General features: G+C 70.6%; 20 protein-coding genes and 3 pseudogenes. 9 read left to right on the top strand and 14 right to left on the bottom strand.

Going from position 1 to position 22932, the window contains the following annotated elements:
• Nucleotides 1-4: 4 nt before the first annotated feature.
• Nucleotides 5-2518, bottom strand: a complete 2514-nt coding sequence (locus tag ACIF83_RS03760; RefSeq protein WP_393478405.1) for a DEAD/DEAH box helicase — start codon at nucleotides 2516-2518, stop codon at nucleotides 5-7.
• A gap of 145 nt (nucleotides 2519-2663) precedes the next feature.
• Between ACIF83_RS03760 and ACIF83_RS03765 the strand changes: the two genes are divergently transcribed.
• Nucleotides 2664-3458 carry a metal-dependent hydrolase gene (locus ACIF83_RS03765; RefSeq protein ID WP_399723227.1) on the top strand — a complete coding sequence of 265 codons (795 nt, stop codon included), beginning with the start codon at nucleotides 2664-2666 and terminating at the stop codon, nucleotides 3456-3458.
• A 14-nt stretch (nucleotides 3459-3472) separates the two neighbouring features.
• On the opposite strand, the gene ACIF83_RS03770 is transcribed toward ACIF83_RS03765, so the two are convergent.
• The 4 genes from ACIF83_RS03770 to ACIF83_RS03785 all read right to left on the bottom strand — a co-directional run bounded on the left by ACIF83_RS03770 (nucleotide 3473) and on the right by ACIF83_RS03785 (nucleotide 8232).
• Nucleotides 3473-3736, bottom strand: a complete 264-nt coding sequence (locus ACIF83_RS03770) for a type B 50S ribosomal protein L31 (RefSeq protein ID WP_393478409.1) — start codon at nucleotides 3734-3736, stop codon at nucleotides 3473-3475.
• A 42-nt stretch (nucleotides 3737-3778) separates the two neighbouring features.
• Nucleotides 3779-4246 carry a DUF5709 domain-containing protein gene (locus tag ACIF83_RS03775; protein ID WP_393478411.1) on the bottom strand — a complete coding sequence of 156 codons (468 nt, stop codon included), beginning with the start codon at nucleotides 4244-4246 and terminating at the stop codon, nucleotides 3779-3781.
• Nucleotides 4247-4591: 345 nt separating this feature from the next.
• Nucleotides 4592-6409 carry an ABC transporter ATP-binding protein gene (locus tag ACIF83_RS03780; protein ID WP_399723230.1) on the bottom strand — a complete coding sequence of 606 codons (1818 nt, stop codon included), beginning with the start codon at nucleotides 6407-6409 and terminating at the stop codon, nucleotides 4592-4594.
• The gene (locus ACIF83_RS03785; RefSeq protein ID WP_399723232.1) at nucleotides 6406-8232 is read right to left on the bottom strand and encodes an ABC transporter transmembrane domain-containing protein; all 1827 of its coding nucleotides are present in this window, start codon (nucleotides 8230-8232) and stop codon (nucleotides 6406-6408) included. The genes ACIF83_RS03780 and ACIF83_RS03785 overlap by 4 nt, the downstream gene beginning before the upstream one ends.
• A gap of 258 nt (nucleotides 8233-8490) precedes the next feature.
• Between ACIF83_RS03785 and ACIF83_RS03790 the strand changes: the two genes are divergently transcribed.
• The 3 genes and pseudogenes from ACIF83_RS03790 to ACIF83_RS03800 all read left to right on the top strand — a co-directional run.
• Nucleotides 8491-9201 (top strand): L,D-transpeptidase family protein, encoded by a 711-nt coding sequence (locus tag ACIF83_RS03790; RefSeq protein WP_399723234.1) that lies wholly within the window; start codon nucleotides 8491-8493, stop codon nucleotides 9199-9201.
• Nucleotides 9202-9259: 58 nt separating this feature from the next.
• The gene (locus ACIF83_RS03795) at nucleotides 9260-10885 is read left to right on the top strand and encodes a peptide-N4-asparagine amidase (protein ID WP_399723236.1); all 1626 of its coding nucleotides are present in this window, start codon (nucleotides 9260-9262) and stop codon (nucleotides 10883-10885) included.
• Nucleotides 10886-11050: 165 nt separating this feature from the next.
• A pseudogene (locus tag ACIF83_RS03800) lies at nucleotides 11051-11749 on the top strand (cation:dicarboxylate symporter family transporter); the annotation flags it as partial.
• A gap of 199 nt (nucleotides 11750-11948) precedes the next feature.
• On the opposite strand, the gene ACIF83_RS03805 reads toward ACIF83_RS03800, so the two are convergent.
• Complete coding sequence (locus ACIF83_RS03805) at nucleotides 11949-12398, bottom strand: MarR family winged helix-turn-helix transcriptional regulator (protein ID WP_393478421.1); 450 nt, start codon at nucleotides 12396-12398, stop codon at nucleotides 11949-11951.
• Nucleotides 12399-12513: 115 nt separating this feature from the next.
• Here ACIF83_RS03805 and ACIF83_RS03810 point away from each other — a divergent pair, with 115 nt between their 5' ends.
• Both ACIF83_RS03810 and mltG read left to right on the top strand, forming a co-directional pair.
• Nucleotides 12514-14316, top strand: coding sequence for an ABC transporter ATP-binding protein (locus ACIF83_RS03810; RefSeq protein ID WP_399723238.1), 1803 nt, complete (start codon nucleotides 12514-12516; stop codon nucleotides 14314-14316).
• Between the two features lie 68 nt (nucleotides 14317-14384).
• Nucleotides 14385-15287 (top strand): endolytic transglycosylase MltG, encoded by a 903-nt coding sequence (gene mltG, locus ACIF83_RS03815; protein ID WP_393478426.1) that lies wholly within the window; start codon nucleotides 14385-14387, stop codon nucleotides 15285-15287.
• A gap of 12 nt (nucleotides 15288-15299) precedes the next feature.
• Here the strand turns inward: mltG and ACIF83_RS03820 are convergent, their stop codons facing one another.
• The 5 genes from ACIF83_RS03820 to ACIF83_RS03840 form a co-directional block, all read right to left on the bottom strand.
• Nucleotides 15300-16403, bottom strand: a complete 1104-nt coding sequence (locus tag ACIF83_RS03820) for an NAD(P)-binding domain-containing protein (protein WP_399723240.1) — start codon at nucleotides 16401-16403, stop codon at nucleotides 15300-15302.
• 65 nt (nucleotides 16404-16468) lie between these two features.
• Nucleotides 16469-17482, bottom strand: coding sequence for an ABC transporter substrate-binding protein (locus tag ACIF83_RS03825; RefSeq protein WP_399723242.1), 1014 nt, complete (start codon nucleotides 17480-17482; stop codon nucleotides 16469-16471).
• Nucleotides 17483-17542: 60 nt separating this feature from the next.
• Nucleotides 17543-18298 carry an ABC transporter ATP-binding protein gene (locus ACIF83_RS03830; protein ID WP_393478433.1) on the bottom strand — a complete coding sequence of 252 codons (756 nt, stop codon included), beginning with the start codon at nucleotides 18296-18298 and terminating at the stop codon, nucleotides 17543-17545.
• Nucleotides 18271-19173, bottom strand: coding sequence for an ABC transporter permease (locus tag ACIF83_RS03835; RefSeq protein ID WP_399723244.1), 903 nt, complete (start codon nucleotides 19171-19173; stop codon nucleotides 18271-18273). Before ACIF83_RS03835 ends, ACIF83_RS03830 begins: the two co-directional genes overlap by 28 nt.
• A gap of 153 nt (nucleotides 19174-19326) precedes the next feature.
• Nucleotides 19327-19440, bottom strand: a complete 114-nt coding sequence (locus ACIF83_RS03840; RefSeq protein ID WP_393478438.1) for a putative leader peptide — start codon at nucleotides 19438-19440, stop codon at nucleotides 19327-19329.
• Nucleotides 19441-19530: 90 nt separating this feature from the next.
• Here ACIF83_RS03840 and ACIF83_RS03845 point away from each other — a divergent pair, with 90 nt between their 5' ends.
• From ACIF83_RS03845 to ACIF83_RS03855, 3 genes and pseudogenes are all read left to right on the top strand, one after another.
• Nucleotides 19531-19953: a secondary thiamine-phosphate synthase enzyme YjbQ gene (locus tag ACIF83_RS03845; protein ID WP_393478441.1), complete on the top strand. Its 423-nt coding sequence runs from the start codon at nucleotides 19531-19533 to the stop codon at nucleotides 19951-19953.
• Between the two features lie 319 nt (nucleotides 19954-20272).
• Nucleotides 20273-20476 (top strand): cold-shock protein, encoded by a 204-nt coding sequence (locus ACIF83_RS03850; RefSeq protein ID WP_311699250.1) that lies wholly within the window; start codon nucleotides 20273-20275, stop codon nucleotides 20474-20476.
• Between the two features lie 135 nt (nucleotides 20477-20611).
• A pseudogene (locus ACIF83_RS03855) lies at nucleotides 20612-21130 on the top strand (RNA helicase); the annotation flags it as partial.
• A 20-nt stretch (nucleotides 21131-21150) separates the two neighbouring features.
• Here ACIF83_RS03855 and ACIF83_RS03860 read toward each other — a convergent pair.
• The 3 genes and pseudogenes from ACIF83_RS03860 to ACIF83_RS03870 all read right to left on the bottom strand — a co-directional run.
• Nucleotides 21151-21270: pseudogene (locus tag ACIF83_RS03860) on the bottom strand (SAM-dependent methyltransferase); the annotation flags it as partial.
• A 328-nt stretch (nucleotides 21271-21598) separates the two neighbouring features.
• Nucleotides 21599-21814, bottom strand: coding sequence for a DUF4177 domain-containing protein (locus tag ACIF83_RS03865; RefSeq protein WP_053666946.1), 216 nt, complete (start codon nucleotides 21812-21814; stop codon nucleotides 21599-21601).
• Between the two features lie 170 nt (nucleotides 21815-21984).
• Entirely contained in the window at nucleotides 21985-22803 is an 819-nt protein-coding gene (locus tag ACIF83_RS03870; protein ID WP_399723248.1) for a LuxR C-terminal-related transcriptional regulator, read from the bottom strand.
• Nucleotides 22804-22932: the final 129 nt, after the last annotated feature.

The following is a 22932-nucleotide window of genomic DNA, read 5'->3' on the forward strand; positions in this document are numbered from 1 at the left end:
GTGGTCAGAGCTGGCCGACATCGGTGACGCGCACGACGGCACGTCCCTCGGCGTCGGAGGCCACCAGGTCGATCTCCGCGCTGATGCCCCAGTCGTGGTCGCCGTTCGGGTCGTCGAAGATCTGGCGGACGCGCCAGAGGCCGTTCTCCGGCTCCTCCTTGATGACCAGCAGCTTGGGGCCGCGGGCGTCGGGGCCGGTGCCGAGGTCCTCGTACTCGTCCCAGTACTTGTCCATCGCCTCGCCCCACGCCTCCGCGTCCCAGCCGGCCTCGGTGTCCATCTCGCCCAGGTCCTCGACCTGGTCGAGGGCGGCCAGCTCCACACGGCGGAACATGGCGTTGCGGACCAGGACCCGGAAGGCGCGGGCATTGGCCGTGACCGGCTTGACCTCGTCGGCCTTCTCCTGGGCCTCCTCGGCCGTCATCTCCTCCGGGTTGGCCAGCTGCTCCCACTCGTCGAGCAGGCTGGAGTCCACCTGGCGCACCATCTCGCCGAGCCACTCGATCAGGTCCTGGAGATCCTCGGACTTCAGGTCGTCCGGGATGGTGTGGTCGAGGGTCTTGTACGCGCTGGCGAGATAGCGCAGCACGATGCCCTCGGTGCGGGCCAGCTCGTAGAAGGACACCAGCTCGGTGAAGGACATCGCCCGTTCGTACATGTCCCGGATGACGGACTTGGGCGACAGCGGGTGGTCGCCGACCCACGGGTGGCTCTTGCGGTAGGTGTTGTACGCGTGGAAGAGCAGCTCTTCCAGCGGCTTCGGGTACGAGATGTCCTGGAGGCGCTCCATGCGCTCCTCGTACTCGACACCGTCGGCCTTCATCGCGGCCACGGCCTCACCACGCGCCTTGTTCTGCTGGGCGGCGAGGATCTGTCGCGGGTCGTCCAGTGTGGACTCGACCACGGACACCATGTCGAGGGCGTAGGACGGCGAGTCGGGGTCGAGCAGTTCGAAAGCGGCGAGCGCGAACGTGGACAGCGGCTGGTTGAGGGCGAAGTCCTGCTGGAGGTCGACGGTGAGCCGCACGATGCGGCCCTCGGCGTCCGGCTTGTCGAGCTTCTCCACGATCCCGCCGTCCAGCAGCGAGCGGTAGATCGCGATCGCCCGCCGGATGTGGCGCAGTTGCTGCCTGCGCGGCTCGTGGTTGTCCTCCAGGAGGTGGCGCATCGCCTCGAAGGCGTTGCCGGGACGGGCGATCACCGACAGCAGCATCGTGTGGGTCACCCGGAACCGCGAGGTGAGCGGCTCGGGATCGGACGCGATCAGCTTCTCGAAGGTGTTCTCCGTCCAGCCGACGAAGCCCTCCGGCGCCTTCTTGCGCACCACCTTGCGGCGCTTCTTCGGATCGTCGCCGGCCTTGGCGAGCGCCTTCTCGTTCTCGATGACGTGCTCGGGCGCCTGCGCCACGACCAGTCCCGCCGTGTCGAAACCGGCCCGGCCGGCCCGCCCCGCGATCTGGTGGAACTCGCGGGCCCGCAGCGTGCGCACCCGGCTGCCGTCGTACTTGGTCAGCGCGGTGAACAGCACCGTCCGGATGGGCACGTTGACACCCACGCCGAGCGTGTCCGTGCCGCAGATGACCTTGAGCAGACCGGCCTGGGCGAGCTTCTCCACCAGGCGTCGGTACTTGGGCAGCATGCCGGCGTGATGGACGCCGATGCCGTGCCGGACGTAACGGGAGAGGTTGCGGCCGAACTTGGTGGTGAAGCGGAAGTTGCCGATCAGCTCGGCGATCTGGTCCTTCTCCTCGCGCGAGCACATGTTGATGCTCATCAGGGCCTGTGCCCGCTCCACGGCCTGAGCCTGGGTGAAGTGGACGATGTACACAGGGGCCTGCTTGCTCTCCAGCAGATCGGTGAGCGTCTCGGTGAGCGGGGTGAGCTGGTACTCGTAGGAGAGGGGCACCGGGCGGGTGGCCGAGCGGACCACCGCGGTGGGGCGGCCGGTGCGGCGGGCGAGGTCCTTCTCGAAGAACGTCACATCGCCCAAAGTGGCCGACATCAGGATGAACTGTGCCTGCGGCAGTTCCAGCAGCGGGATCTGCCAGGCCCAGCCCCGGTCGCCCTCCGCGTAGAAGTGGAACTCGTCCATCACGACCTGGCCGACGTCCGCGTTCTTGCCGTCGCGCAGTGCGATCGACGCCAGCACCTCGGCGGTGCAGCAGATCACGGGCGCGTCGGCGTTCACGGAGGCGTCGCCGGTGAGCATGCCGACGTTCTCGGTGCCGAAGAGCTTGCACAGCTCGAAGAACTTCTCCGACACCAGCGCCTTGATCGGAGCCGTGTAGAAGGTGACCTCGTCCCGGGCCAGCGCGGCGAAGTGCGCGCCCGCCGCGATCATGCTCTTGCCCGAGCCGGTGGGCGTCGAGACGATCACGTTCGCCCCGGAGACAGCCTCGATCAGCGCCTCCTCCTGGTGGGGGTAGAGCGTGAGACCGCGCTCCTGCGCCCACGACTCGAAGGCTTCGTACAGGGCGTCGGGGTCGGCGGTCGGCGGCAGCTGATCGATGAGGGTCACGCACCCATCTTGCCTGGCCTTCTCCCCGAGAGGGGAATCGGCTGTGAGTGCGAAGATCACGGCAGCTACGCTGTGTCGCCGACGGCGCGTCAGTGCACCGGGTCAACTGGACAGCGGCACATGAGGAATGGGGCGGGAAGCGGCCATGATGGGACCAGCACACTCACTGTCGGGGGCCGCGGCCTGGCTCGGCGTAGGAGCGGCGGCCGCCGCGGCCGGGCACCCGATGCCCTGGCCGGTCCTGCTCGTCGGTGCGCTGATCTGCGCCGGTGCGGCGCTCGCCCCGGACCTCGACCACAAGGCGGCCACCATCTCGCGGGCCTTCGGGCCGGTCTCGCGATGGCTCTGCGAGATCGTGGACAAGCTGTCGTACGCCGTCTACAAGTCGACCAGGAAGAAGGGCGACGCGCGGCGCTCGGGCGGCCACCGCACGCTCACACACACCTGGCTGTGGGCGGTCCTCATCGGCGCCGGCAGCTCCGCGGTGGCGCTCGCCGGTGGCCGGTGGGCGGTGCTGGCCATCCTCTTCGTGCACATGGTCCTGGCGATCGAAGGGCTCCTGTGGCGGGCGGCCCGGGGCTCCAGCAGCGATGTCCTGGTCTGGCTGCTCGCGGCGACGAGCGCCTGGATCCTCGCGGGGATCCTGGACAAGCCGGGCAACGGCTCCGACTGGCTGTTCACCGCGCCGGGGCAGGAGTACCTGTGGCTGGGGCTGCCGATCGTGCTGGGCGCGCTGGTGCACGACATCGGGGACGCGCTGACGGTGTCCGGCTGCCCGATCCTGTGGCCGATTCCGGTGGGCCGCAAGCGCTGGTACCCGATGGGGCCGCCCAAGGCGATGCGGTTCCGGGCCGGCAGCTGGGTCGAGCTGAAGGTGCTGATGCCGGTGTTCATGCTGCTCGGGGGAGTGGGCTGCGCGGCGGCCCTCAACGTGATCTGACGCTCCCGGCCGCGTCAGCCCGGCTCGCCCGGCTCCGCCCCGCCGTACCGGCGCTCGAACCGGGCGATGCGGCCCTCGGTGTCCACCGTGCGGGCCTTGCCCGTGTAGAAGGGGTGGCTCTCGGAGGAGATCTCCACGTCGATCACCGGGTAGGTCTCGCCGTCGTCCCACTCGATGGTCTGCTCGCTGCTGGCCGTGGACCGGGTGAGGAAGGCGTAGCCGGCGGCGCGGTCGCGGAAGACCACGGCGTGGTACTCGGGGTGCTTGTCCTGCTGCATCGCGGCTCCTCGCGCGGGGCGGTCGGGCAGGGGGCGTCCTGGTCAGCCGGAGAGGGAGTCCTCGTCGACGATGTGCATAGCGGCCTCCTCTGCGGAGGCGGCGGCTCCGTCGATGCCGACGTCGGTGGCGATGAGGGCGCTCTCCTCGTCCTCGTGGGCGCCTTCGTCGGGGGCGACCAGGCGGCCGGAGCGGCGCGCACCGACTTCGTTGTCGAGGAGTTCGCCGTCGGCCTCGCAGTCGCCGATGCCGTCGCTGTCGGGTGCGACCGTGTCCGGCAGTTCCTCGGCGAGCCGCTGGTCCAGCGTCTCCCCGGACAGGCGTTCGCTCGCCGTCACCCCGTTGTGCTCCACCGCCCACGGCCGCTCCGGAGGGGACCAGCCGCGGTCCAGCGGGTCATCGACGCCGTCGAAGTCCAGTGTGTCCTCGACGTCGAGCACGCCCGAGTCCTCCCGGACCTCCGAGGCATCGGGCTGGTAGACGTCGTCCCCCCATCCGTCGGCGCTGTCCACGGGTACCTCCAGGTGGTGAGGACGGCCTCGTGCCCCGGCGAGGGGCAGGGCGCCGCCGGCACGCTCGGCACGGGTTTCACGCGGCCGGAACCAAAGGCGTCCCAGCCGTTCCCCGAGTCGGTGCCGCTATCCAGCCTTCCACCCCTGTTCGGCACTGCGCAACGGCACGGGCGGTGGCTCGTGGCCGCGCACCCTCGCCAGGCCCCGCCTCTCCGCTCCTTCCCGGGGTCACCCACCCGCCCCCGTCCGGCCCATGCGGTCACTGTCCGTGACGCCGCGTGCGTGGTCGCCGTCAGTGTCGCCACGAATGCGGCGACACGATCCTCAGCCCCTGCCCGCGAGTACTCAGCCGTGCCACGACCGCCACAGCGCCGCGTACGCCCCGTCCGCCGCGACCAGCTCCTCGTGGCTGCCCAGCTCGCTGATGCGGCCGTTCTCCACGACGGCGATCACGTCGGCGTCGTGGGCGGTGTGCAGGCGGTGGGCGATGGCGACCACCGTGCGGCCGTCGAGGACGCCGGCCAGGGAGCGTTCCAGGTGGCGGGCCGCGCGGGGATCGAGCAGCGAGGTCGCCTCGTCCAGGACCAGGGTGTGCGGGTCGGCCAGCACCAGCCGGGCCAGTGCGATCTGCTGGGCCTGCGCCGGGGTGAGCGCCAGTCCGCCGGAGCCGACCTCTGTGTCGAGCCCGTCGTCCAGCGCCCGCGCCCAGCCGTCCGCGTCGACCGCGCCCAGCGCCGCCCACAGCTCGGCGTCGTGGCTGCCGATGGGGGTCCCCCCGCTCGAACGAAGCCGAGAGTGGGGGAGGGCCAGCAGGAGGTTGTCGCGCAGGGAGCCGACGAAGACGTGGTGCTCCTGGTTGACCAGGGCGACGTGCGAGCGGACGCGTTCGGCCGGCATCCGGGACAGTTCCGCGCCACCGAGGGTGATGCGGCCGTCCCGGGGCGCGTAGATGCCGGCGAGCAGCCTGCCCAGCGTGGACTTGCCCGCACCCGAGGGTCCGACCAGGGCCAGCCGGGTGCCCGGGGCGACCTGCAGCGAGACCTTGCGCAGTACGTCGACGCCCTCGCGGTAGCCGAAGTGCACCCGGTCGGCGTGCACGTCCCGTCCACCGGGGGCCAGCGAGGCGTCCCCGGTGTCCGGCTCGATGTCCCGGACACCGACCAGCCGGGCGAGCGACACCTGGGCCACCTGCACCTCGTCGTACCAGCGCAGGATCAGGTTCACCGGGTCGACGAGCATCTGAGCGACGAGCGCGCCCGTCGTCAGCTGACCCACCCCGATCCAGCCCTGCAGCACGAACGCACCGCCGACCATGAGGACCGAGCCGAGCACGATGACGTGGACGGCGTTGATCACTGGGAAGAGCACGGACCGCAGCCAGAGGGTGTACCGCTCCCAGGCGGTCCACTCCTTGATCCGCCGCTCCGACAGGGCGATGCGCCGGGCGCCCAGGCGGTGCGCCTCGATGGTGTGGCCCGCGTCCACGGTCTCGGCGAGCGCGGCGGCGACGGCGGCGTACCCGGCGGACTCGGAGCGGTAGCCGGAGGGCGCCCGTTTGAAGTACCAGCGGCACCCCGCCAACAGCACCGGTACCGCGAGCAGTACGGCGGCCGCCAGCGGCGGGGCCGTCACGACGAGCCCGCCGAGCAGCAGCAGCGCCCACACGACACCGATCGCCAGCTGCGGTACGGCCTCCCGCATGGCGTTGGCGAGGCGGTCGATGTCGGTGGTGATGCGAGAGAGCAGGTCACCCGTGCCGGCCCGCTCCAGCACGCCCGGCGGCAATCCCACCGAGCGGACGAGGAAGTCCTCGCGCAGGTCGGCCAGCATCCGCTCGCCGAGCACCGCACCGCGCAGCCGCACCCGCCGGACGAACAGGGCCTGTACGAGGAGGGCGCACACGAACAGCCCTGCGGTCAGGCCCAGATGAAGTTCCCGTGCTCCGTCCGACACGCGTTCGACGAGGCCGCCGAGCAGGTACGGGCCCACCATGGAGGCGACCACGGCCACGGTGTTGACGGCGATGAGGAGCAGGAAGGCCCGGCGGTGCCGGCGGAACAGCTCGGACACGTACGCGCGCACGGTCGAGGCCGCGCCGACGGGCAGGGTGGTGGCGGTCGTCGGGGCCGCCGGGTCGTACGCCGGTGGCGCAACGCCGATCATGCGCTCTCCTCGATCTCTTCCAGCTTGTCGAAGGCACCCAGGAGGGTGCCCCCGTCGACCAGGGCCGTATCCCCGTCGGCCGCGGCCAGCTCCTCGTCGGTCTCACGTGTCACCACGGCTCGGTACCGCGGTTCGGTGTCGATCAGTTCGCGGTGCGCGCCGACCACCACCACCTCGTCCTGGTGGACGAGGGCGACGTGGTCCGCGCGGTCCAGCAGCAGCGGCGAGGAGGTGAAGACCACGGTCGTCCGGCCGGAGCGCAGCCGCCGCAGCCCGTCCGCGATCCGGGCCTCGGTGTGCGAGTCGACCGCGGAGGTCGGCTCGTCCAGCACCAGCACCTCGGGGTCGGTGATGAGGGACCGGGCCAGTGCGAGCCGCTGCCGCTGGCCGCCCGACAGGGAGCGGCCGCGCTCGGTGATGCGGGCGTCCATCGGGTCGGCGGCGTCCAGCGACCCCTGGACCAGCGCGTCCAGGACGTCCTCGCACTGCGCGGCCGCCAGCGCGTCCTCCGCGCTCACCGCACCGGAAGAGGGCACGTCGAGCAGTTCGCGCAGCGAGCCGGACAGCAGTACCGGGTCCTTGTCCTGGACGAGTACAGCGGTGCGGGCGCTGTCGAGCGGGAGGTCGTCCAGCGGCACCCCGCCGAGCAGCACTGCCGGGCCCGGCTCGGCGGGGTGGCCGCCCAGCCGCTCCGCGAGTCGCCCGGCCGCGTCGGGGTCGCCGCACACCACCGCGGTGAACCGGCCGGAGGTCGCGAGCAGACCGGTGGCCGGGTCGTACAGGTCGCCGCCCGGCACAGCGTCCGTGCGAGAGCCGTCGGCGTCCGTGGACCGCTCCAGCGACAGCACGCGCGCTGCCCGTTTGGCCGAGGGCCGGGAGAAGGAGTACGCCATGGCGATCTCCTCGAAGTGCCGCAGCGGGTAGTTGAGGACCATGACCGCGCTGTAGACGGTGACGAGTTCGCCGACCGTGATCCGCTCCTGGCGGGCGAGGTGGGTGCCGTGCCAGACGACCACGACGAGCAGCAGTCCGGGCAGCAACACCTGGATCGCGGAGATCAGCGACCACATCCGGGCGCTGCGCACGGCCGCGTGCCGTACCTCCTGCGAGGCGCGGCGGTAGCGGTCGAGGAACAGTTCCTCGCCGCCGATCCCGCGCAGCACGCGCAGTCCGGCGACGGTGTCCGAGGCCAGTTCGGTGGCCCGGCCCGCCTTCTCGCGCTGGATGTCGGCGCGACGGGTGGCCCTGGGCAGCAGTGGCAGCACGGCCAGCGCGACGATCGGCAGGCCCACGGCGACGACCGCACCGAGGGCGGGCTGGTAGACGACCAGTCCCACGCAGACCACGACGACGGTCAGCGCGGCGGCGGTGAAGCGGGAGACGGCCTCGACGAACCAGCCGATCTTCTCCACGTCGCCGGTGGACACGGCCACCACCTCGCCGGCCGCGACTCGCCGGGTCAGCGCGGAGCCGAGTTGGGCCGCCTTGCGGGCCAGCAACTGCTGGATCCGGGCGGCGGCGGTGATCCAGTTGGTGACGGCGGTCCGGTGCAGGAAGGTGTCGCCGACGGCGATGGCCGTGCCGCACAGCAGCATCAGAACACCCGTCAGGGCGAGCCGGGTGCCTGAGTGCTTTATGACGGCCTCGACGGCGAGACCGACGCAGAAGGGCAGGGCGGAAACGGCGACGAAGTGCAGCAGGCCCCAGGCGAGCGACTTGAGCTGGCCGCCCATCTGATTGCGCCAGAGCCACCACAGGAGGCGAGGACCCGAACGTGCGTCCGGCACGCCGGGGTCGGAATACGGAAGGTCTTGAATCTGCATGACGTCCCAGTGGCTCGTGTCAGGGAGGACGGGAGGCGGGAACAAACCGTGAAAGGGTCGCGTCGCAGAGTGGTGAATTTCAACCGGTTTTCCCCGACGGCCTGCGAAATCCGCCGGGTTCCGGCCAGGTGCCGTCGCGCCCGGACCGGCTCATGTCCGGGAGCCCTGTGGTCCGGTGCGGCGCATGCCCGGAGGGTCGCTCGATCGGCCGATACGTGATGTCATCATGTTCGCGTGCGGATAGACGGTGTGCGGCGAGTGACCATTGCGGTGGCGGCTTTCGGAACCCTCCTTGCGGCCCTGTCCGCGTGCGGGGCGGAGGGGCGCGGCCACGCCGACCCGGAACCCGGTGGCCAGGCCCGGCAGTCGGGCACGGCCAGCCGTGACCCGCGCAGCATCCCGGGCGTCGGCGCCGGCCTCCAGCGGCGGATTCCGGCCGACTCCCAGCAGGTGGTGGCCGTCTACGGCGACGGCAAGGACTCGGCGGACTCCACGGTCGTGCTCTACGCCAAGCGGGGCGAGGCATGGCAGCGGGTCCGCAGTTGGTCGGCACACAACGGCAAGAAGGGCTGGACCACCGACCACCACTCCGGTGACCGGCGCAGCCCCGTCGGTGTGTACACCCTGACCGACGCCGGCGGCGTGCTCAAGGATCCGGGCGCCGAACTGCCCTACACACAGGACGCTTCCTTCACCGCCCCGCGCTGGTGGGCCAAGTCGCACTGGCACGACTTCGACTACGTCATCGCGATCGACTACAACCGGGTCAAGGGCACCCCGCCGAACGATCCGACGCGCCCACAGGGTGAGGAGAAGGGCGGGAGCATCTGGCTGCACATGGACCACGGCAGCGGTACGTCGGGCTGCGTCAGTATGTCCAAGTCGGCCATGGAGTACCTGCTGCGCACGCTCGACCCGGATCGGCATCCGGTGGTGGTCATGGGGGACAGGGCTGACCTGATGAGCTAGTGCGGTTGGCGGCACGCCTCATTGCGGGGTGGACCCGACTCCCCGTAGAACACCGGCCATGAGAAGACGGATAGTCATGTCCATGCTCGCGGGAGCGACCCTCCTGGCGGGCACGTTCTTCGGTACCGGGGTCACTGCCGCGCAAGCCGCACCCCAGGGCGCCACCGACGTTCCGGCCGAGTTCGGCACCGACTGGCACGACCCGGTGACCGCCGCCCCACCCGTCGACCGTCCGCACGCCAAGTCCTGCCAGGTCACCCTGGCCGAGGCCCAGTTCCGTGACTTCACCCCCTACCGGGGCGCCTACACACCGCCCCAGGGCTGCGGCGACCGCTGGAGCAAGGTCGTCCTGCGCCTCGACGGCAAGGTGAAGGGGCGCCAGTACGACCGCCTCGGCTATCTGCACGTCGGCGGGGTCGAGATCCTGCGCACCTCGACGCCCGAGCCGTCACCGGACGGCATCGAGTGGCATGTGGAGAAGGACGTCACCCGCTACAGCGACACCTTCCGCAGCCCGCAGGACGTCGAGATGCTCATCGGAAACGTCGTGGACGACACCTACACCGGCGTCATCGACGTCAAGGTGACGCTCACCTTCTACGCGGGCCGCGCCGAGACACCCATGCCCGACCGCGTCCTCACCCTGGCCGACACACCCGACGGCACGACCCTCACCACCCCGCGCAACAGCGAGCGCATCGTGGCCGAGGTGTACGCCACCGGATCCGGCGGCGGCTGCGAGGAGTTCTGGTACCTGACCGTGGCCGACCCGGCGTCGTACTCCTGCAAGGCGGACCACGGGCCGTACCGAGAGGTGCAGATCAAGGTCGACGGGCAACTCGCCGGTATCGCCGCGCCGTTCCCGAACGTGTGGACCGGTGGCTGGTCCAACCCCTTCCTCTGGTACGTCATCCCGGGTCCGCGCGCCTTCGACGTCAGGCCCGTCGAGTACGACCTGACACCCTTCGCCGGACTCCTGAACGACGGCCGCCCGCACCGCGTCGAGGTCTCCGTCGTGGGAGTGCCCGCGGGACAGTCCGGCTGGAGCGTCCCCGTGAACGTCCTGGTCTGGCAGGACGCCCACCGCGCCCACGTCACGGGTGCCCTCACCACGGACCGGGCGAGCGACATCGACAACTCCTCGACCTACTCACCCGGTTCGGAGAACCGCGTCGACACCGAGGCCGGCCACCGGCTCACCGTCTCCGGATACCTGAACACCTCGCACGGCCGTGTGACCACCACAGTCACCCGCACGCTCGCGAACACTTCCGCGCACCGCTGGACCGACGGCGAGAACACGGACGGGCTCGACGCGACCTGGACGGACGACGAGACGGTGAACGTGCACGGGCAGGGGCCCGCGCGAACGACGCACACGCACCGGACGTACACCATGAACGGCGCCACGACCCTGGGTGCGAACGACCGGCTGCGCACCGTGCTGGACCTCGGCGACCGGACGACGGTCGTGGAGCGGCAGGGCGGCCGGCGCACCGCGTGGTCGCGGCTCGACGACACCTACAGCGGCGACGCGGCGTACACGATCAACGTGCCGCGTGACCAGCGCCATGCGGTCGGCACGTCGAGCGAGCGCTACCGCCTCACCGGCTCGGACGGCTGCTACGACCGTTCGCTGACCACCGTCCAAGGGATGCTGACGGAGGACCGCAGCCGTTGCTGAGGGCGGCGGTGCGGGCTGCGCCACCCGAGTGATCTACCTGGCTGTGGCACGGGTGTCTCGGGCGTGATCAACGGACCCTCCAGAGTCGTAGATGCGGAAGCCGCTTTCCGTATTGCAGAAGTCCCGTCCGGCTTCTGTGAGTCGACGTCCCCTCCAGGGGTGCCCGTGCCGCAGTCCGTACCGTCTCTGCCGCGCCGTGTCGCACGCATACTGCGAACCTCTCTGTTCGTGCAGGTCGCCTGTGCGCTCGTGCTCGGCATCGTCGTCGGAAAGCTGTGGCCGGACTCGGCCACGGCTCTCCAGCCGCTCGGCGACGGTTTCGTGCGTCTGATCCAGGCGGTGATCGCGCCGCTGGTGTTCTGCATGGTCGTCGTCGGCATCGCCAAGGCCGGTGACCTGAAGGCTTTCGGGCGGATCGGGCTCAAGGCCCTGATCTGGTTCGAGGTCGCCTCCACGGCCGCGCTGCTGCTCGGTCTGACCGCCGCCGACGTGGTCGGACCCGGTTCCGGTATGCACGTCGATCCCGCGGGCCTCGACGCCTCGGCGCTGGACCGGCAGACCCAGGGCGGATCGCTGCCGTCCACCACCGAGTTCGTCCTCGGCGCGCTGCCCAACAGCTTCGTCGGCGCCTTCGCGGACAGCGCTCTGCTCCAAGTCCTGGTGCCGGCCTGTCTGGTGGGCGCCGCCCTGCTCCACCTCGGCCACACCGAGGTGCCGAAGATCCTGCCCGCGATCGAACAGGCGCAGGAGGTCGTCTTCGCGGTCGTCGGCTTCGTCGTGCGACTCGCTCCACCGGCCGTGTTCGGTGCGATGGTCCATCTGGTGGGGCAGTACGGCCTCGGCGTCATCAGGACCTACGGCAAGGAAGGCGCGCTGGACACCGTACGGGCCAAGAAAGTGCTGGACGGCGAGATCGCGTTCGTACCGGAGAAGGCACCGGAGGCAGACGCCGACGCCGTGCCGGTGTCGTCCGTCAAGACAGGCCGCCGCCGAGGCCGGTTGACCCGCGTCCGTACACACGCGCGGCCCCGCTCCGACCTCGTGGAGCGGGGGCCGCGGCCGTTCAGCAGGGCTTGGCCGTCTCTCCGTCGATCAGGGTGTCCAGCAGCACGCCCAGTACCTCGCGCTCCTTCTCCGTCAGCGGAGCGAGGATCTCCGCGGCGGCCGACCGGCGCGCGCCGCGCAGCTCGCGCAGGGTCGCCCGCCCCTCGTCCGTCAGCTCGATGCGGGTCACCCGCCGGTTCGTCGGGTCCGGCACCCGCCGCACCTTGCCGCTCGTCTCCAGCCCGTCGACCAGTGTTGTCACCGCACGCGGCACCACCTCCAGGCGCTCGGCCAGGTCGGCCATGCGCGGGGGCGAGCCGTAGTGCGCGAGGGTGCGCAGCAGCCGGGACTGGGCCGGCGTGACGCCCAGGTCGCGCCGCTCCAGGTGGCGCTTCTGGATGCGGTGCACCCGGCGGGTGAGCCGCAGCAACTGCTCGGCGAGCAGGCCCTCGGGATCGGGGGTGGTCATGCGGGAACAATATCAGGATGCCGTTCATTGTGAGTATAGGTAACAATGAGCTACGATCCGTCCGCCATCGTCGGCCACACCCTGGGCCGGCGCCCGCTCACCTCCGTAGGAGCCCATGCACCCCGACCGTGAACCCTCCTGGACCCCGCCTGCCGACGCCAAGGAACAGCCCCGGCAGGTGCGCCGCATCCTGAAGCTCTTCCGTCCCTACCGTGGGCGGCTCGCGATCGTCGGCCTTCTCGTCGGCGCCTCCTCGCTGGTCTCGGTGGCCACGCCGTTCCTCCTCAAGGAGACCCTCGACGTCGCGATCCCCGACGGCCGCACCGGCCTGCTGAGCCTGCTCGCGCTCGGCATGATCCTCAGCGCCGTCCTGTCCAGCGTCTTCGGCGTGCTCCAGACGCTGATCTCGACCACCGTCGGCCAGCGCGTCATGCACGACCTGCGCACCGCCGTCTACGGCCGCCTGCAGCGCATGTCGCTCGCCTTCTTCACCCGCACCCGCACCGGCGAGGTGCAGTCCCGCATCGCCAACGACATCGGCGGCATGCAGGCCACCGTCACCTCCACGGCCACCTCCCTCGTCTCCAACGCCACCAGCGTGGTCGCCACGATCGTCGCGATGGTCGCCCTCGACTGGCGCCTGACGGTCGTCTCGCTGCTCCTGCTGCCGGTGTTCGTGTGGATCAGCCGCCGCGTCGGCAACGAACGCAAGAAGATCACCACCCAGCGCCAGAAGCAGATGGCCGCGATGGCCGCCACGGTCACCGAGTCGCTCTCCGTCAGCGGCATCCTGCTGGGCCGCACGATGGGTCGCTCCGACTCGCTCACCTCGTCCTTCGCCGAGGAGTCCGAGCAGCTGGTCGACCTCGAGGTGAAGTCGAACATGGCCGGGCGCTGGCGCATGGCCGTGATCACGATCGTCATGGCCGCGATGCCCGCCGTCATCTACTGGACCGCGGGCCTGGCCCTGCAACTCGGCGGCCCGCAGGTCTCGCTCGGCACCATCGTCGCCTTCGTCTCCCTCCAGCAGGGCCTGTTCCGCCCGGCCGTGAGCCTGCTGGCGACCGGCGTCCAGATCCAGACCTCCCTCGCGCTCTTCCAGCGCATCTTCGAATACCTGGACCTGCCCATCGACATCACCGAGCGCGAGGAGCCGGTCCACCTCGACGCGATCAAGGGTGAGGTCCGCTTCGAGGAGGTCGAGTTCCGCTACGACGGCAAGGGCGGCCCCGTCCTGGACGGCATCGACGTCACCGTGCCGGCCGGCGGCAGCCTGGCGGTGGTCGGCCCGACCGGCGCCGGCAAGTCCACGCTCGGCTATCTGGTGCCCCGGCTCTACGACGTCACCGGCGGCCGCGTCACCATCGACGGCATAGACGTGCGCGACCTCGACTTCGACACCCTCGCCCGCGCGGTCGGCGTCGTCTCGCAGGAGACGTACCTCTTCCACGCCTCGGTCGCCGACAACCTCCGCTTCGCCAAACCGGACGCCACCGACGAGGAGCTGCACGCGGCGGCCCGGGCCGCCCAGATCCACGAGCACATAGCCGCGCTGCCCGACGGCTACGACACGGTCGTCGGCGAACGCGGGCACCGCTTCTCCGGCGGCGAGAAGCAGCGCCTGGCGATAGCCCGCACCATCCTGCGTGATCCGCCGGTCCTCATCCTCGACGAGGCCACCAGCGCCCTGGACAACCGCACCGAAGCCGCGGTGCAGGACGCCATCGACGCCCTGTCGGCCGACCGGACGACTCTCACCATCGCCCACCGCCTGTCCACCGTCCGCGGCGCCGACCAGATCGTCGTCCTGGACTCCGGCAAGGTCGCCGAGCGGGGCACGCACGAGGAGCTGCTGGATCTGGACGGGCGCTACGCGGCCCTGGTGCGCCGGGATGCCCAGTTGGAGCCCGCGGGCTGAGACGGAACCGCAGCCGACAAGCTGACGATATGTCGGATTTGAAGCGATATACGTATTAACGTGCCTGCATGCAGATGAACACTCCGCGACGGAGCACGATGCGACTGACGCGCCGGGGCAGGCTCCTCCTCGTCGTGTCCGGCGCCGCCCTGGCCGGCACCGCCGCCGTGGCGGTGCCGCTGCTGACTCGGGAGAGCGGTCACGTGGAGGCGAAGCCCCCCATGCTGGTCGTCCCGGAGGGCTGGCGCGCGAACCAGATCTACGACGCCGTCGACAGGGCCCTCGCGCTGCCACCGGGCAGCACCCGGAAGTCCCTCGACAAGGCCGCCCTCAAGCTGCCGAAGGAGGCCGCGGGCAACCCGGAGGGCTACCTCTTCCCGGCGACCTATCCCGTCGAGAAGGGTGCCACCCCCGAGTCGCTGCTGCGGTTCATGGTCGACACCGCCAACAAGAAGTTCAACGGGGCGCCGGTCGCTGCCGGGGCCCAGCTCAACGCGGTGAACGTCTACCAGGCCGTCACCATCGCCAGCATCGTCCAGGCCGAGGCCGCCACCAAGGCCGACATGGGCAGGGTGGCCCGGGTCATCTTCAACCGGCTGCAGCGGGGCATGCCGTTGCAGATGGACTCCACCATCAACTACGCACTGAACCGCAACACCGTGCACACCAGCCTGGACGACACCCGCATGGAGAGCGTGTACAACTCCTACCAACGCATGGGGCTGCCGCCCACCCCGATCGACAACCCCGGCGAGGACGCGATGCGTGCCGCGATCAACCCGCCGCCGGGCGACTGGCTGTACTTCGTCACGATCAGGCCGGGCGACACCCGCTTCACCGCCGACTACTCCGAGCACCTGCGCAACGTGGCCGAGTTCAACGCCGCGCACCAGTCGTCGGGGCAGCCCCAGCAGCCCCAGCAGCCCAGCGGAAGTCCGCAGCGGCTGCCGGCCACGCAGCCGCCCCGCTGAACCGGCGGGACATCACGCGGCGGCCGGCTCGTCCGGTTCGACCCGCTCGCCCGGCTTCTCGGCCAGCAGCCGCGTGATGTCCCGTACGGCCGCGCGTCCGGCCCGGTTGGCGCCGACGGTGCTGGCCGAGGGGCCGTAGCCGACGAGGTGGATGCGCGCGTCGGTGACCGCGCGGGTCCCCTCGATCCGGATCCCGCCGCCGGGTTCGCGCAGCCGCAGCGGTGTGAGGTGATCGAGTGCGGCCCGGAAGCCGGTGGCCCACAGGATGACGTCGGCGTCCACGTGCCGGCCGTCGTTCCACTCCACCCCGTCCGGGGTGATCCGGTCGAACATCGGCTGCCGGACCAGGACCCCGTCGGCCAGTCCATGCCGGATGGCGTCGTTGAGCGGAAGTCCGGTGACGGAGACCACACTCCTGGGCGGCAGGCCCTGCCGTACCCGCTCCTCCACCAGGGCCACCGCCGAGCGGCCCGCCTCCTGGTCGAACGGGCCCTCGCGGAAGACCGGGGGCCGCCGGGTGACCCAGGTGGTGGCGGCCGCGTACGGGGCCAGCTCCAGCAGGTGCTGGGTGCCGGACGCCCCGCCGCCGACGACCACGACCCGCTTCCCGGCGAACTCCTTGGGCCCGGCGTACCGCGCGGTGTGCAACTGCCGTCCGCGGAAGGTCTCCTGACCGGGGTAGCGCGGCCAGAACGGCCGGTCCCACGTGCCGGTCGCGTTGATGAGCGCCCGCGTGGACCAGCTGCCGTCCGAGGTCTCCACGAGCAGTCGCCCGTCGTCCCCCTCGCGCACGGCCCGGACGTCGACGGGGCGCCGTACCCGCAGGTCGAAGGTGCGCTCGTACCGGTCGAAGTACTCGCGGATCACCTCCGCCGAGGGCCGGGCCGCATCGGCGTCCGTCAGCTCCATGCCGGGCAGGGAGTGCATCCCGTGGACCTTGCCGTACGTCAGCGACGGCCAGCGGAACTGCCAGGCGCCGCCAGGGGCGGGGGAGTGGTCCAGGACCACGAAGTCGCGGTCCGGCTCGTAGCCGGTGCGCCGCAGGTGGTAGGCGCTCGACAGACCGGCCTGTCCAGCGCCTGCCACCACTACCTCGACCTCGCGCAATTCGTTCACGGTTCCACTAACAGCGAGGCGGTCATGGATCTTCCCGAGCGCTCGGCACCCCCTCGCGACCGGCCTCAGCCCTTGGCCGGAGTCGTCGACGCCGGCAGGTCGCCGTTGAACCGCGGGTCCACGAAGTCGCCGAAGTCCACCTTCTTCGGGATGAGCTTCAACTCGGTGAAGGTGTCGGCGATCCGCTGCTCGGAAGCGATGAGCGGCTTGTCGACGGCGACCGGGACCCGGGTGGCGTTGGTGCGCTTCACCGAGGCCGACGCCACCTCGTAGGGCAGGCCGGTCTCCTTCGCCCACACCTTGGCCCACTCCTTCTGGTGGCCGTACACCCAGGTCTGCGCGCGCCGCAGCCGTGCCACGTAGTCCTTGACGGCGGCGGCCTTCTTCGGGTCCCGCAACGCCGAGGGCGCCGCCACCTGGAAGGTGAGTCCGTTGGTGAGGCCGTCGCCGGTGGTGAGCACCCTGCCCCGCCCGGACTGCAGGATCTGGGACGTGTACGGGTCCCAGACGGCCCATGCGTCGACCTTGCCGGAGGTGAACGCGGCGAGCGCGTCGGCCGGCTGCAGGTACTTGACCTCGACGTCGTTCAGGCCGAGCCCGGCCGCCTTGAGGGAGGCGACCAGCTGGTAGTGCGCGGAGGAGCCCTGCGCCACCGCGATCGACCTGCCCTTGAGCTGAGCGGGCCCGGTCAGCTTCGAGTCGTTCGGCACGAGAATGGCGTCGCCCTTGGACGTGCCGTGCCAGGCGGCCACCACCGAGATCTTCGAGCCCGCGCCCGCCGCGAAGACGGGCGGCGTATTGCCGACACCGCCGATGTCGACGGCCTTGGCGTTGACGGCCTCCAGCAGGGGCGGGCCGGAGGTGAACGTCGACCACTTGATCCTGTAGTCCAGGTTCTTCAGCTCACCGGCGACCCGCAGGATGGCCTCCGAACCGCCCTTCTGGTCACCGACATCGAGCGTGACGGAGCCTTTGCCGTCGATGTCGGTGCCCGTGCCGGCGGACGAGTTCCCGCCGCAGGCGGTGAGCAGGACGGCGAGGGGGAGGAGCAGTGCGGCGGGGACGAGACGTCGTCGCATGGCGGTTCCGTTCATGTGCGCGGGAGTTGTCGTGGATGGGGAAGCCCGGGATACCCCGGATCAGGCGGCTTCGGCGGCCGTGCTGACGCCGAGTCGCTCCAGCAGAAGGGCGCGGAGCGCTGCGAACCGGGGGTCGGCGATGTCGCGCGGGCGGTCGAGGTCGATGCGCTGTTCGTGGGCGATACGGCCGCTGTCCATCACCAGGACGCGGTCGGCGAGCAGTACGGCCTCCTCGACGTCGTGCGTGACCAGCAGCACGGCGCAGCCGCGGCGCTGCCACAACTCGCCGACCAGCCGCTGTACCTTGATCCGGGTGAGCGCGTCGAGAGCGCCGAACGGCTCGTCGAGCAGCAGCAGATCGGGCTCGCGCACCAGGGCACGGGCGAGGGAGGCACGCTGTGCCTCGCCGCCGGAGAGGGTCCTCGGCCAGGCGTCGATGCGACGGCCGAGGCCGACCTCGTCCAACGCCCGCTCGGCGATGGCGCGTTCGGGCCTGCCGGGCAGGCCGAGCAGCACGTTGCGCCACACCTTCTTCCAGGGCATCAGCCGGGGAGCCTGGAAGGCGACGGCCCGGCGGCGGGAGACGAGGGCGGTGCCCTCGATGTCCCGGTCGAGGCCGGCCAGAATGCGCAGCAGCGTGGACTTTCCGCAGCCACTGCGACCGAGCAGGGCGACGAACTCACCCGGCTCGATGTCGAGTCGGAGATCGTCGATGACGGCACGGCCGTCGAAGGAGCGGGTCAGCCCCTCGACGTGCACCGCCTTGTCGGGACGGGTCGCCACGGGGCTCACCGGCCGGTGAACGTCGGTCGCCATTGCAGCAGCAGCCTTTCGAGGGAGCGGACGAGGAAGTCGGCGAGCAGGCCGAGGAAGGCGTAGACGATCAGGCAGACCACGATCACGTCGGTGCGCAGGAAGTCCCGCGCCTGCACCATCAGGAAGCCGAGGCCGGCGTCGGCGTTGACCTGCTCGGCGAAGACCAGGGCGAGCCAGGCGACGCCGAGCGAGTACCGCAGCCCGGTGAGCGCGCCGGGCAGCGCGCCCGGGAGCACCACATGGCGTACGAGACCCCAGCGGGACAGCCCCAACGACTCACCGGCCTCGATGAGTTGGATATCGACACCGCGGATGCCGGCGTACACGTTGAGGTAGAGCGGGAAGGTCACGCCGAGTGCGATGATGGCGATCTTCGGGGCCTCGCCGATGCCGAACCAGATGATGAACAGTGGGATGAGACCCACGAACGGCACCGTCCGCAACATCTGCACCGGCGCGTCCACCAGGTCCTCGCCGATCCTGAACAGCCCTGATAGCAGGGCCAGTCCGGTGCCGATCACCGCGCCGAACAGCAACCCGGCCGCGACACGCCGGAGCGAGGTGCCCATGGCCGAGGGCAGCGAACCGTCGGCGACCAGATCCCAGCCGACCTGGGCGATACGGCCCGGCGGCGCAAGGACGTCGGATGCCAACACACCTGTGGTGCTGAGGAGTTGCCAGAGGGCCAGCAGGAGGAGTGGGCCGGTCGTGCGACGCAGCCGGCGGGGCACCCGGGTTCGGCGGGTGGAGGCGGGGACGAGGGGCTGAACGGGAGGGGAGGAGTGTTCGGGCCGGTCCGGTCCAACGCCGAGGGACTTTGATATACCGGAAATATCAGGTTCTGGTGAGCTGGGTGGGGCATGGCTGATGCTCATGGATGCTCCACGGCAGAGGAAGGCGGAGGATGTGGGGACGGCTTGGTGCCGCCGGTCACGCCCGCGCCAACAGCGGATCAGGGCCAACAGCGGATCAGGGGTGACGTGCGGGTGCGGCGGCAGACCGCGCCGAAGCGGGGGAGGAGGAGGGCGTCAGCGGCCGCGGCGACACGCGGCGGAGGCCACCCGCAGCAGGTCGATGTGACCGCGCGTGGTGAGCAGGGCTGAACGCAACATGCGGCCGAACGTAGCCAGACGGCGCTCCATGGTCAACGGTGTCTCGTCCTATGGACCTCACGTCCCAGGAACCGTCGCGCCACACCATGGGAAACCCGGCGTATGGGCCAGGATGGAGGCATGTCAGATGCCTTCACCACTCGGATGCTGCACGTCGCCACCGGCTCCCGGGAGCGGGTCGTCGACCTGACCTCCGACTGCGAGGAATTCCTGCGCGAGGCGGCGGCAGGCCGCGACGGCCTGCTCAACATCTTTGTGCCCCATGCAACTGCCGGCATCGCCGTCATCGAGACGGGCGCCGGCAGCGACGAGGACCTCCTGGCCGCCCTGCACGCCCTGCTCCCCGCCGACGACCGCTGGCAGCACCGACACGGCAGCCCGGGTCACGGCCGCGACCACGTCCTGCCCGCGATCGTCCCACCGCACGCGACCCTTCCCGTCATCGGCGGCCAACTGGAGCTGGGCACCTGGCAGTCGGTGTGCCTCGTGGACACGAACAGGGACAATCCGGACAGGAAGGTCCGCCTGTCGTTCCTGGGCTGAGACGGCGTAGCGCGGCGACGGTATCCCGGATGTCCGGCCGAATGTCGAATGCATTCGAGTAGGTGCCGGCCGACGTACTGATCCGGTGCTCCCGTCAGGCCGAGGGCCTCACATCACGGGTGAAACTAGTGCAAATGTGTACACCGTGCTAAACTTACTGTCAGTTGCAGTTGTGGTTCCCGAAACTTCAAGTGCCTCGACGACTGCATGTCGTCGGGCATTTCTGTATCTCCGGTGCTTATCCGGACGGGGTTCATTGTGGCAACGCAGGGGCTCGCACGGTGTGGGCCCGCGGGCACTGCCCCCAAGGAGATCTGACATGGCTACTGGCACCGTCAAGTGGTTCAACGCGGAAAAGGGCTTCGGCTTCATCGAGCAGGACGGCGGCGGCCCGGACGTCTTCGCCCACTACTCGAACATCGCCACCCAGGGCTACCGTGAGCTCCAGGAAGGCCAGAAGGTGAACTTCGACATCACGCAGGGCCAGAAGGGTCCGCAGGCGGAGAACATCACTCCCGCCTGACGTCGAAGCGTATGAGATATCTGGGGCCCCGCCTTGTGGCGGGGCCCCAGATATTTGTTTTGCATTTCAGTGGAATTCTTTTGGTCTCACATTCGGCTCGTTCTTTCGATTCGTCCCACCCGCGAGTTGGTTCAGCAGGTCACCGAACTGCTGGACCAGGTACGTCCCGACGGCCGGCGCATGCTGTTCTCGGCCACGCTGGACCGCAACATCGACCTCCTGGTCCGTCGTGACCTCCATGACCCGGGCGTCCATTCGGTCGACCCGTCGGCGGGCGCGGTCACCACGATGGAGCATCACGGTGGCCGAACTGCCCGCGCCGGCCAGTCCGGCAGTGTCGTCACGCCGGTCCTCCCCGGCCAGTGCCGGGACCTGGCCCGGCTCATGTCCGACGCAGGCATCGGGCCGCAGATCACGCAGGTCCGCTCCGGTGAGGCCGAGCTGAGTCGCAGCACCGGCGCCCAGGCTCCCTCCGGTGTCCCGGTCGGCGGCAGCGGACCGGTCGCGAAGCGCCCGAAGCGCGGCGGTGCCCCTTTTCGCGGTCTGGGTACCCGCCCGGGGCGGGCCGGCGGCGGGGGCGAGTCCCGCCGGTCTGCTGCGGCCCGCCAGATGGCCGAGGCCCGCAAGGCCGCCCGGGTCCGTCGTGGCGCGTAGGTCGGCAACGGTGCCCTTCGATGCCGCTCGGCGACATCGAAGGGCACCGCGACCTGTCCGGGCGGCAGGAACCGCAGCGGCGCGTACGCCCGGGTCGATGACGAACCGCCGCCGGGCGTCAGGTGACGTGCGGCGTTTCGCGGAACGCGCCGCAGCCGAGAACTGCGCACCGGCCGAACGCACCGCGCCCGACGGCGGCTCAACCCAACTCGACACCCGCGCTGGACCGCGTGCTCCTGCCCCGACGTAGGGGGTGCCCGTCGCCGTCATGCCGACGGTGGCCGACGTTCTGCCCGAGGCGAGGGCGGGAACGGCCTGTCGTCATCAGGAGTCACAGGCCGGCTCACGCTGAACGATCCGCGTCCTCTGCCGGCCCCCCGGGACCCTCGGCGGCCCAGGCCCATCCGCACAAGACTGCCGAGTACGGCGGAGCTCGTCGTTCCCCGTGCCGCGCAGGAACGGCAGCCGTCAGCGGCGCGGACGCTCGAGAGTGAGCAGCAGGCCCTCGACCGCACCGGGCCCTATACGGCCCTTGACGTCGGCAGACGTGATGGCCTTGAGGGCCCACCCGTCCTCGGCGTGCTTGTTCAGAACCTTCTCCAGTTTGTCGCTGTCCAGTGCGTCTCCGATCAGTGACTCGCGGAACGTGACGACCTTGTATTCCAGTGCGTAGGGGTTGCTCATGGCTGGGGCCTTCCCGTGGATGGACCGGCTGACGGAATCGGGGACAGCCAATCACCGTTCGACGCTGCCCCACACGGCGGGGTGGGGGTGATGCCGGCTCCCGCCGCGACCTTCGCCTCGACGCTCCCTCGTAACTGGTCCGGCTGACCCGGGCGCTCTAGATCCACCGATCAGAAAGGGCCGGCACAGGGCCCCTGGGTGCCGGGGGACGGGACCAGACCGAGCCGCTGAGCGCGCAGGACCGTGCCGACCCGGTCGCGCGTGCCCAGCTTGCGATAGACGTTCTCCACGTGCTTGTGCACCGTGCGGGCCGAGATGCCGAGTCGGCGGCCGATGGCGTCTGCCGTCAGCGCGTCGGCGAGCAGGAGCAGCACGGTCGTCTCGCGGGGCGTGAGCGCACAGTCCGCCGCCCGCTCGTCCGGCGCTCCGGCCGCGGCCAGCGACCGCCGCCACTGCTCCAGCAGCTGCCGCTGCCGCTCCACGCCGGCCAGCAAGGGCTGCGCGCGCTCGGCCATCGTGAGGTGGTCGTCGGTGAAGTCCGTCCCGGAGCGGTAGACGAGGCAGCCGGTGATCGGGGCGCTGCTCCCGGGGAGCGGTACGCCGAGCACGTGGTCGACGTCGAGGGCGTCACCGAGCAGGCGGGCCGTCGGACTGTCCGGCCAGTCGTGGCGCGCCGCCCGGTACGCGGTGACCGGGGTCCGGTCGGGCCGGGCCGTGTAGTGGCCGGCGAGGGGGTAGCCCGCGCGCAGCAGAGCCAGGTCCGAGTCCCGGAGCCGGCCCAGTTCCCTGGCGGCGGCGTCGGGGGCCATCCCGACGGTGCCCTCGTACTCGCTCCAGTCGTCCAGCTTGTGGACGACCGCCTCGCCGCCGCACACGTCCGTGAGCGCGGTGCCGAGCAGTGGCCACAGACGCCCGGGCTCCCGTTCGTGGAGCGCCGTCACGGCGACCTCCACCAGGCGTTCGTAGGCCTTGTTCAGCCCCTGTGCCACGTGTTTCTCTCCGTGTGAGTCTCCCGCCCGCCGTCCTCCCGCCCGGCGCCGCGTACGTACTTGTACGCATACCCCTGCCGTCCCCAGCTGTCGCAGACTTCAACCCGGCGGCGACGACCAGCTCGGACG

Source organism: Streptomyces sp. NPDC085866 (assembly GCF_044541035.1).
Classification (GTDB): Bacteria; Actinomycetota; Actinomycetes; order Streptomycetales; family Streptomycetaceae; genus Streptomyces.

What these genes read in the sequence shown, in the direction of transcription:
- ACIF83_RS03765 (WP_399723227.1), top strand. Translation starts at nt 2,664, where the DNA reads ATGATGGGACCAGCACACTCACTGTCGGGGGCCGCGGCCTGGCTCGGC.
- ACIF83_RS03770 (WP_393478409.1), bottom strand. Translation starts at nt 3,736, where the DNA reads ATGCAGCAGGACAAGCACCCCGAGTACCACGCCGTGGTCTTCCGCGAC.
- ACIF83_RS03780 (WP_399723230.1), bottom strand. Translation starts at nt 6,409, where the DNA reads ATGATCGGCGTTGCGCCACCGGCGTACGACCCGGCGGCCCCGACGACC.
- ACIF83_RS03785 (WP_399723232.1), bottom strand. Translation starts at nt 8,232, where the DNA reads ATGCAGATTCAAGACCTTCCGTATTCCGACCCCGGCGTGCCGGACGCA.
- ACIF83_RS03795 (WP_399723236.1), top strand. Translation starts at nt 9,260, where the DNA reads ATGAGAAGACGGATAGTCATGTCCATGCTCGCGGGAGCGACCCTCCTG.
- ACIF83_RS03805 (WP_393478421.1), bottom strand. Translation starts at nt 12,398, where the DNA reads ATGACCACCCCCGATCCCGAGGGCCTGCTCGCCGAGCAGTTGCTGCGG.
- ACIF83_RS03810 (WP_399723238.1), top strand. Translation starts at nt 12,514, where the DNA reads ATGCACCCCGACCGTGAACCCTCCTGGACCCCGCCTGCCGACGCCAAG.
- mltG (WP_393478426.1), top strand. Translation starts at nt 14,385, where the DNA reads ATGCAGATGAACACTCCGCGACGGAGCACGATGCGACTGACGCGCCGG.
- ACIF83_RS03825 (WP_399723242.1), bottom strand. Translation starts at nt 17,482, where the DNA reads ATGCGACGACGTCTCGTCCCCGCCGCACTGCTCCTCCCCCTCGCCGTC.
- ACIF83_RS03830 (WP_393478433.1), bottom strand. Translation starts at nt 18,298, where the DNA reads ATGGCGACCGACGTTCACCGGCCGGTGAGCCCCGTGGCGACCCGTCCC.
- ACIF83_RS03835 (WP_399723244.1), bottom strand. Translation starts at nt 19,173, where the DNA reads ATGAGCATCAGCCATGCCCCACCCAGCTCACCAGAACCTGATATTTCC.
- ACIF83_RS03840 (WP_393478438.1), bottom strand. Translation starts at nt 19,440, where the DNA reads ATGGAGCGCCGTCTGGCTACGTTCGGCCGCATGTTGCGTTCAGCCCTG.
- ACIF83_RS03845 (WP_393478441.1), top strand. Translation starts at nt 19,531, where the DNA reads ATGTCAGATGCCTTCACCACTCGGATGCTGCACGTCGCCACCGGCTCC.
- ACIF83_RS03850 (WP_311699250.1), top strand. Translation starts at nt 20,273, where the DNA reads ATGGCTACTGGCACCGTCAAGTGGTTCAACGCGGAAAAGGGCTTCGGC.
- ACIF83_RS03865 (WP_053666946.1), bottom strand. Translation starts at nt 21,814, where the DNA reads ATGAGCAACCCCTACGCACTGGAATACAAGGTCGTCACGTTCCGCGAG.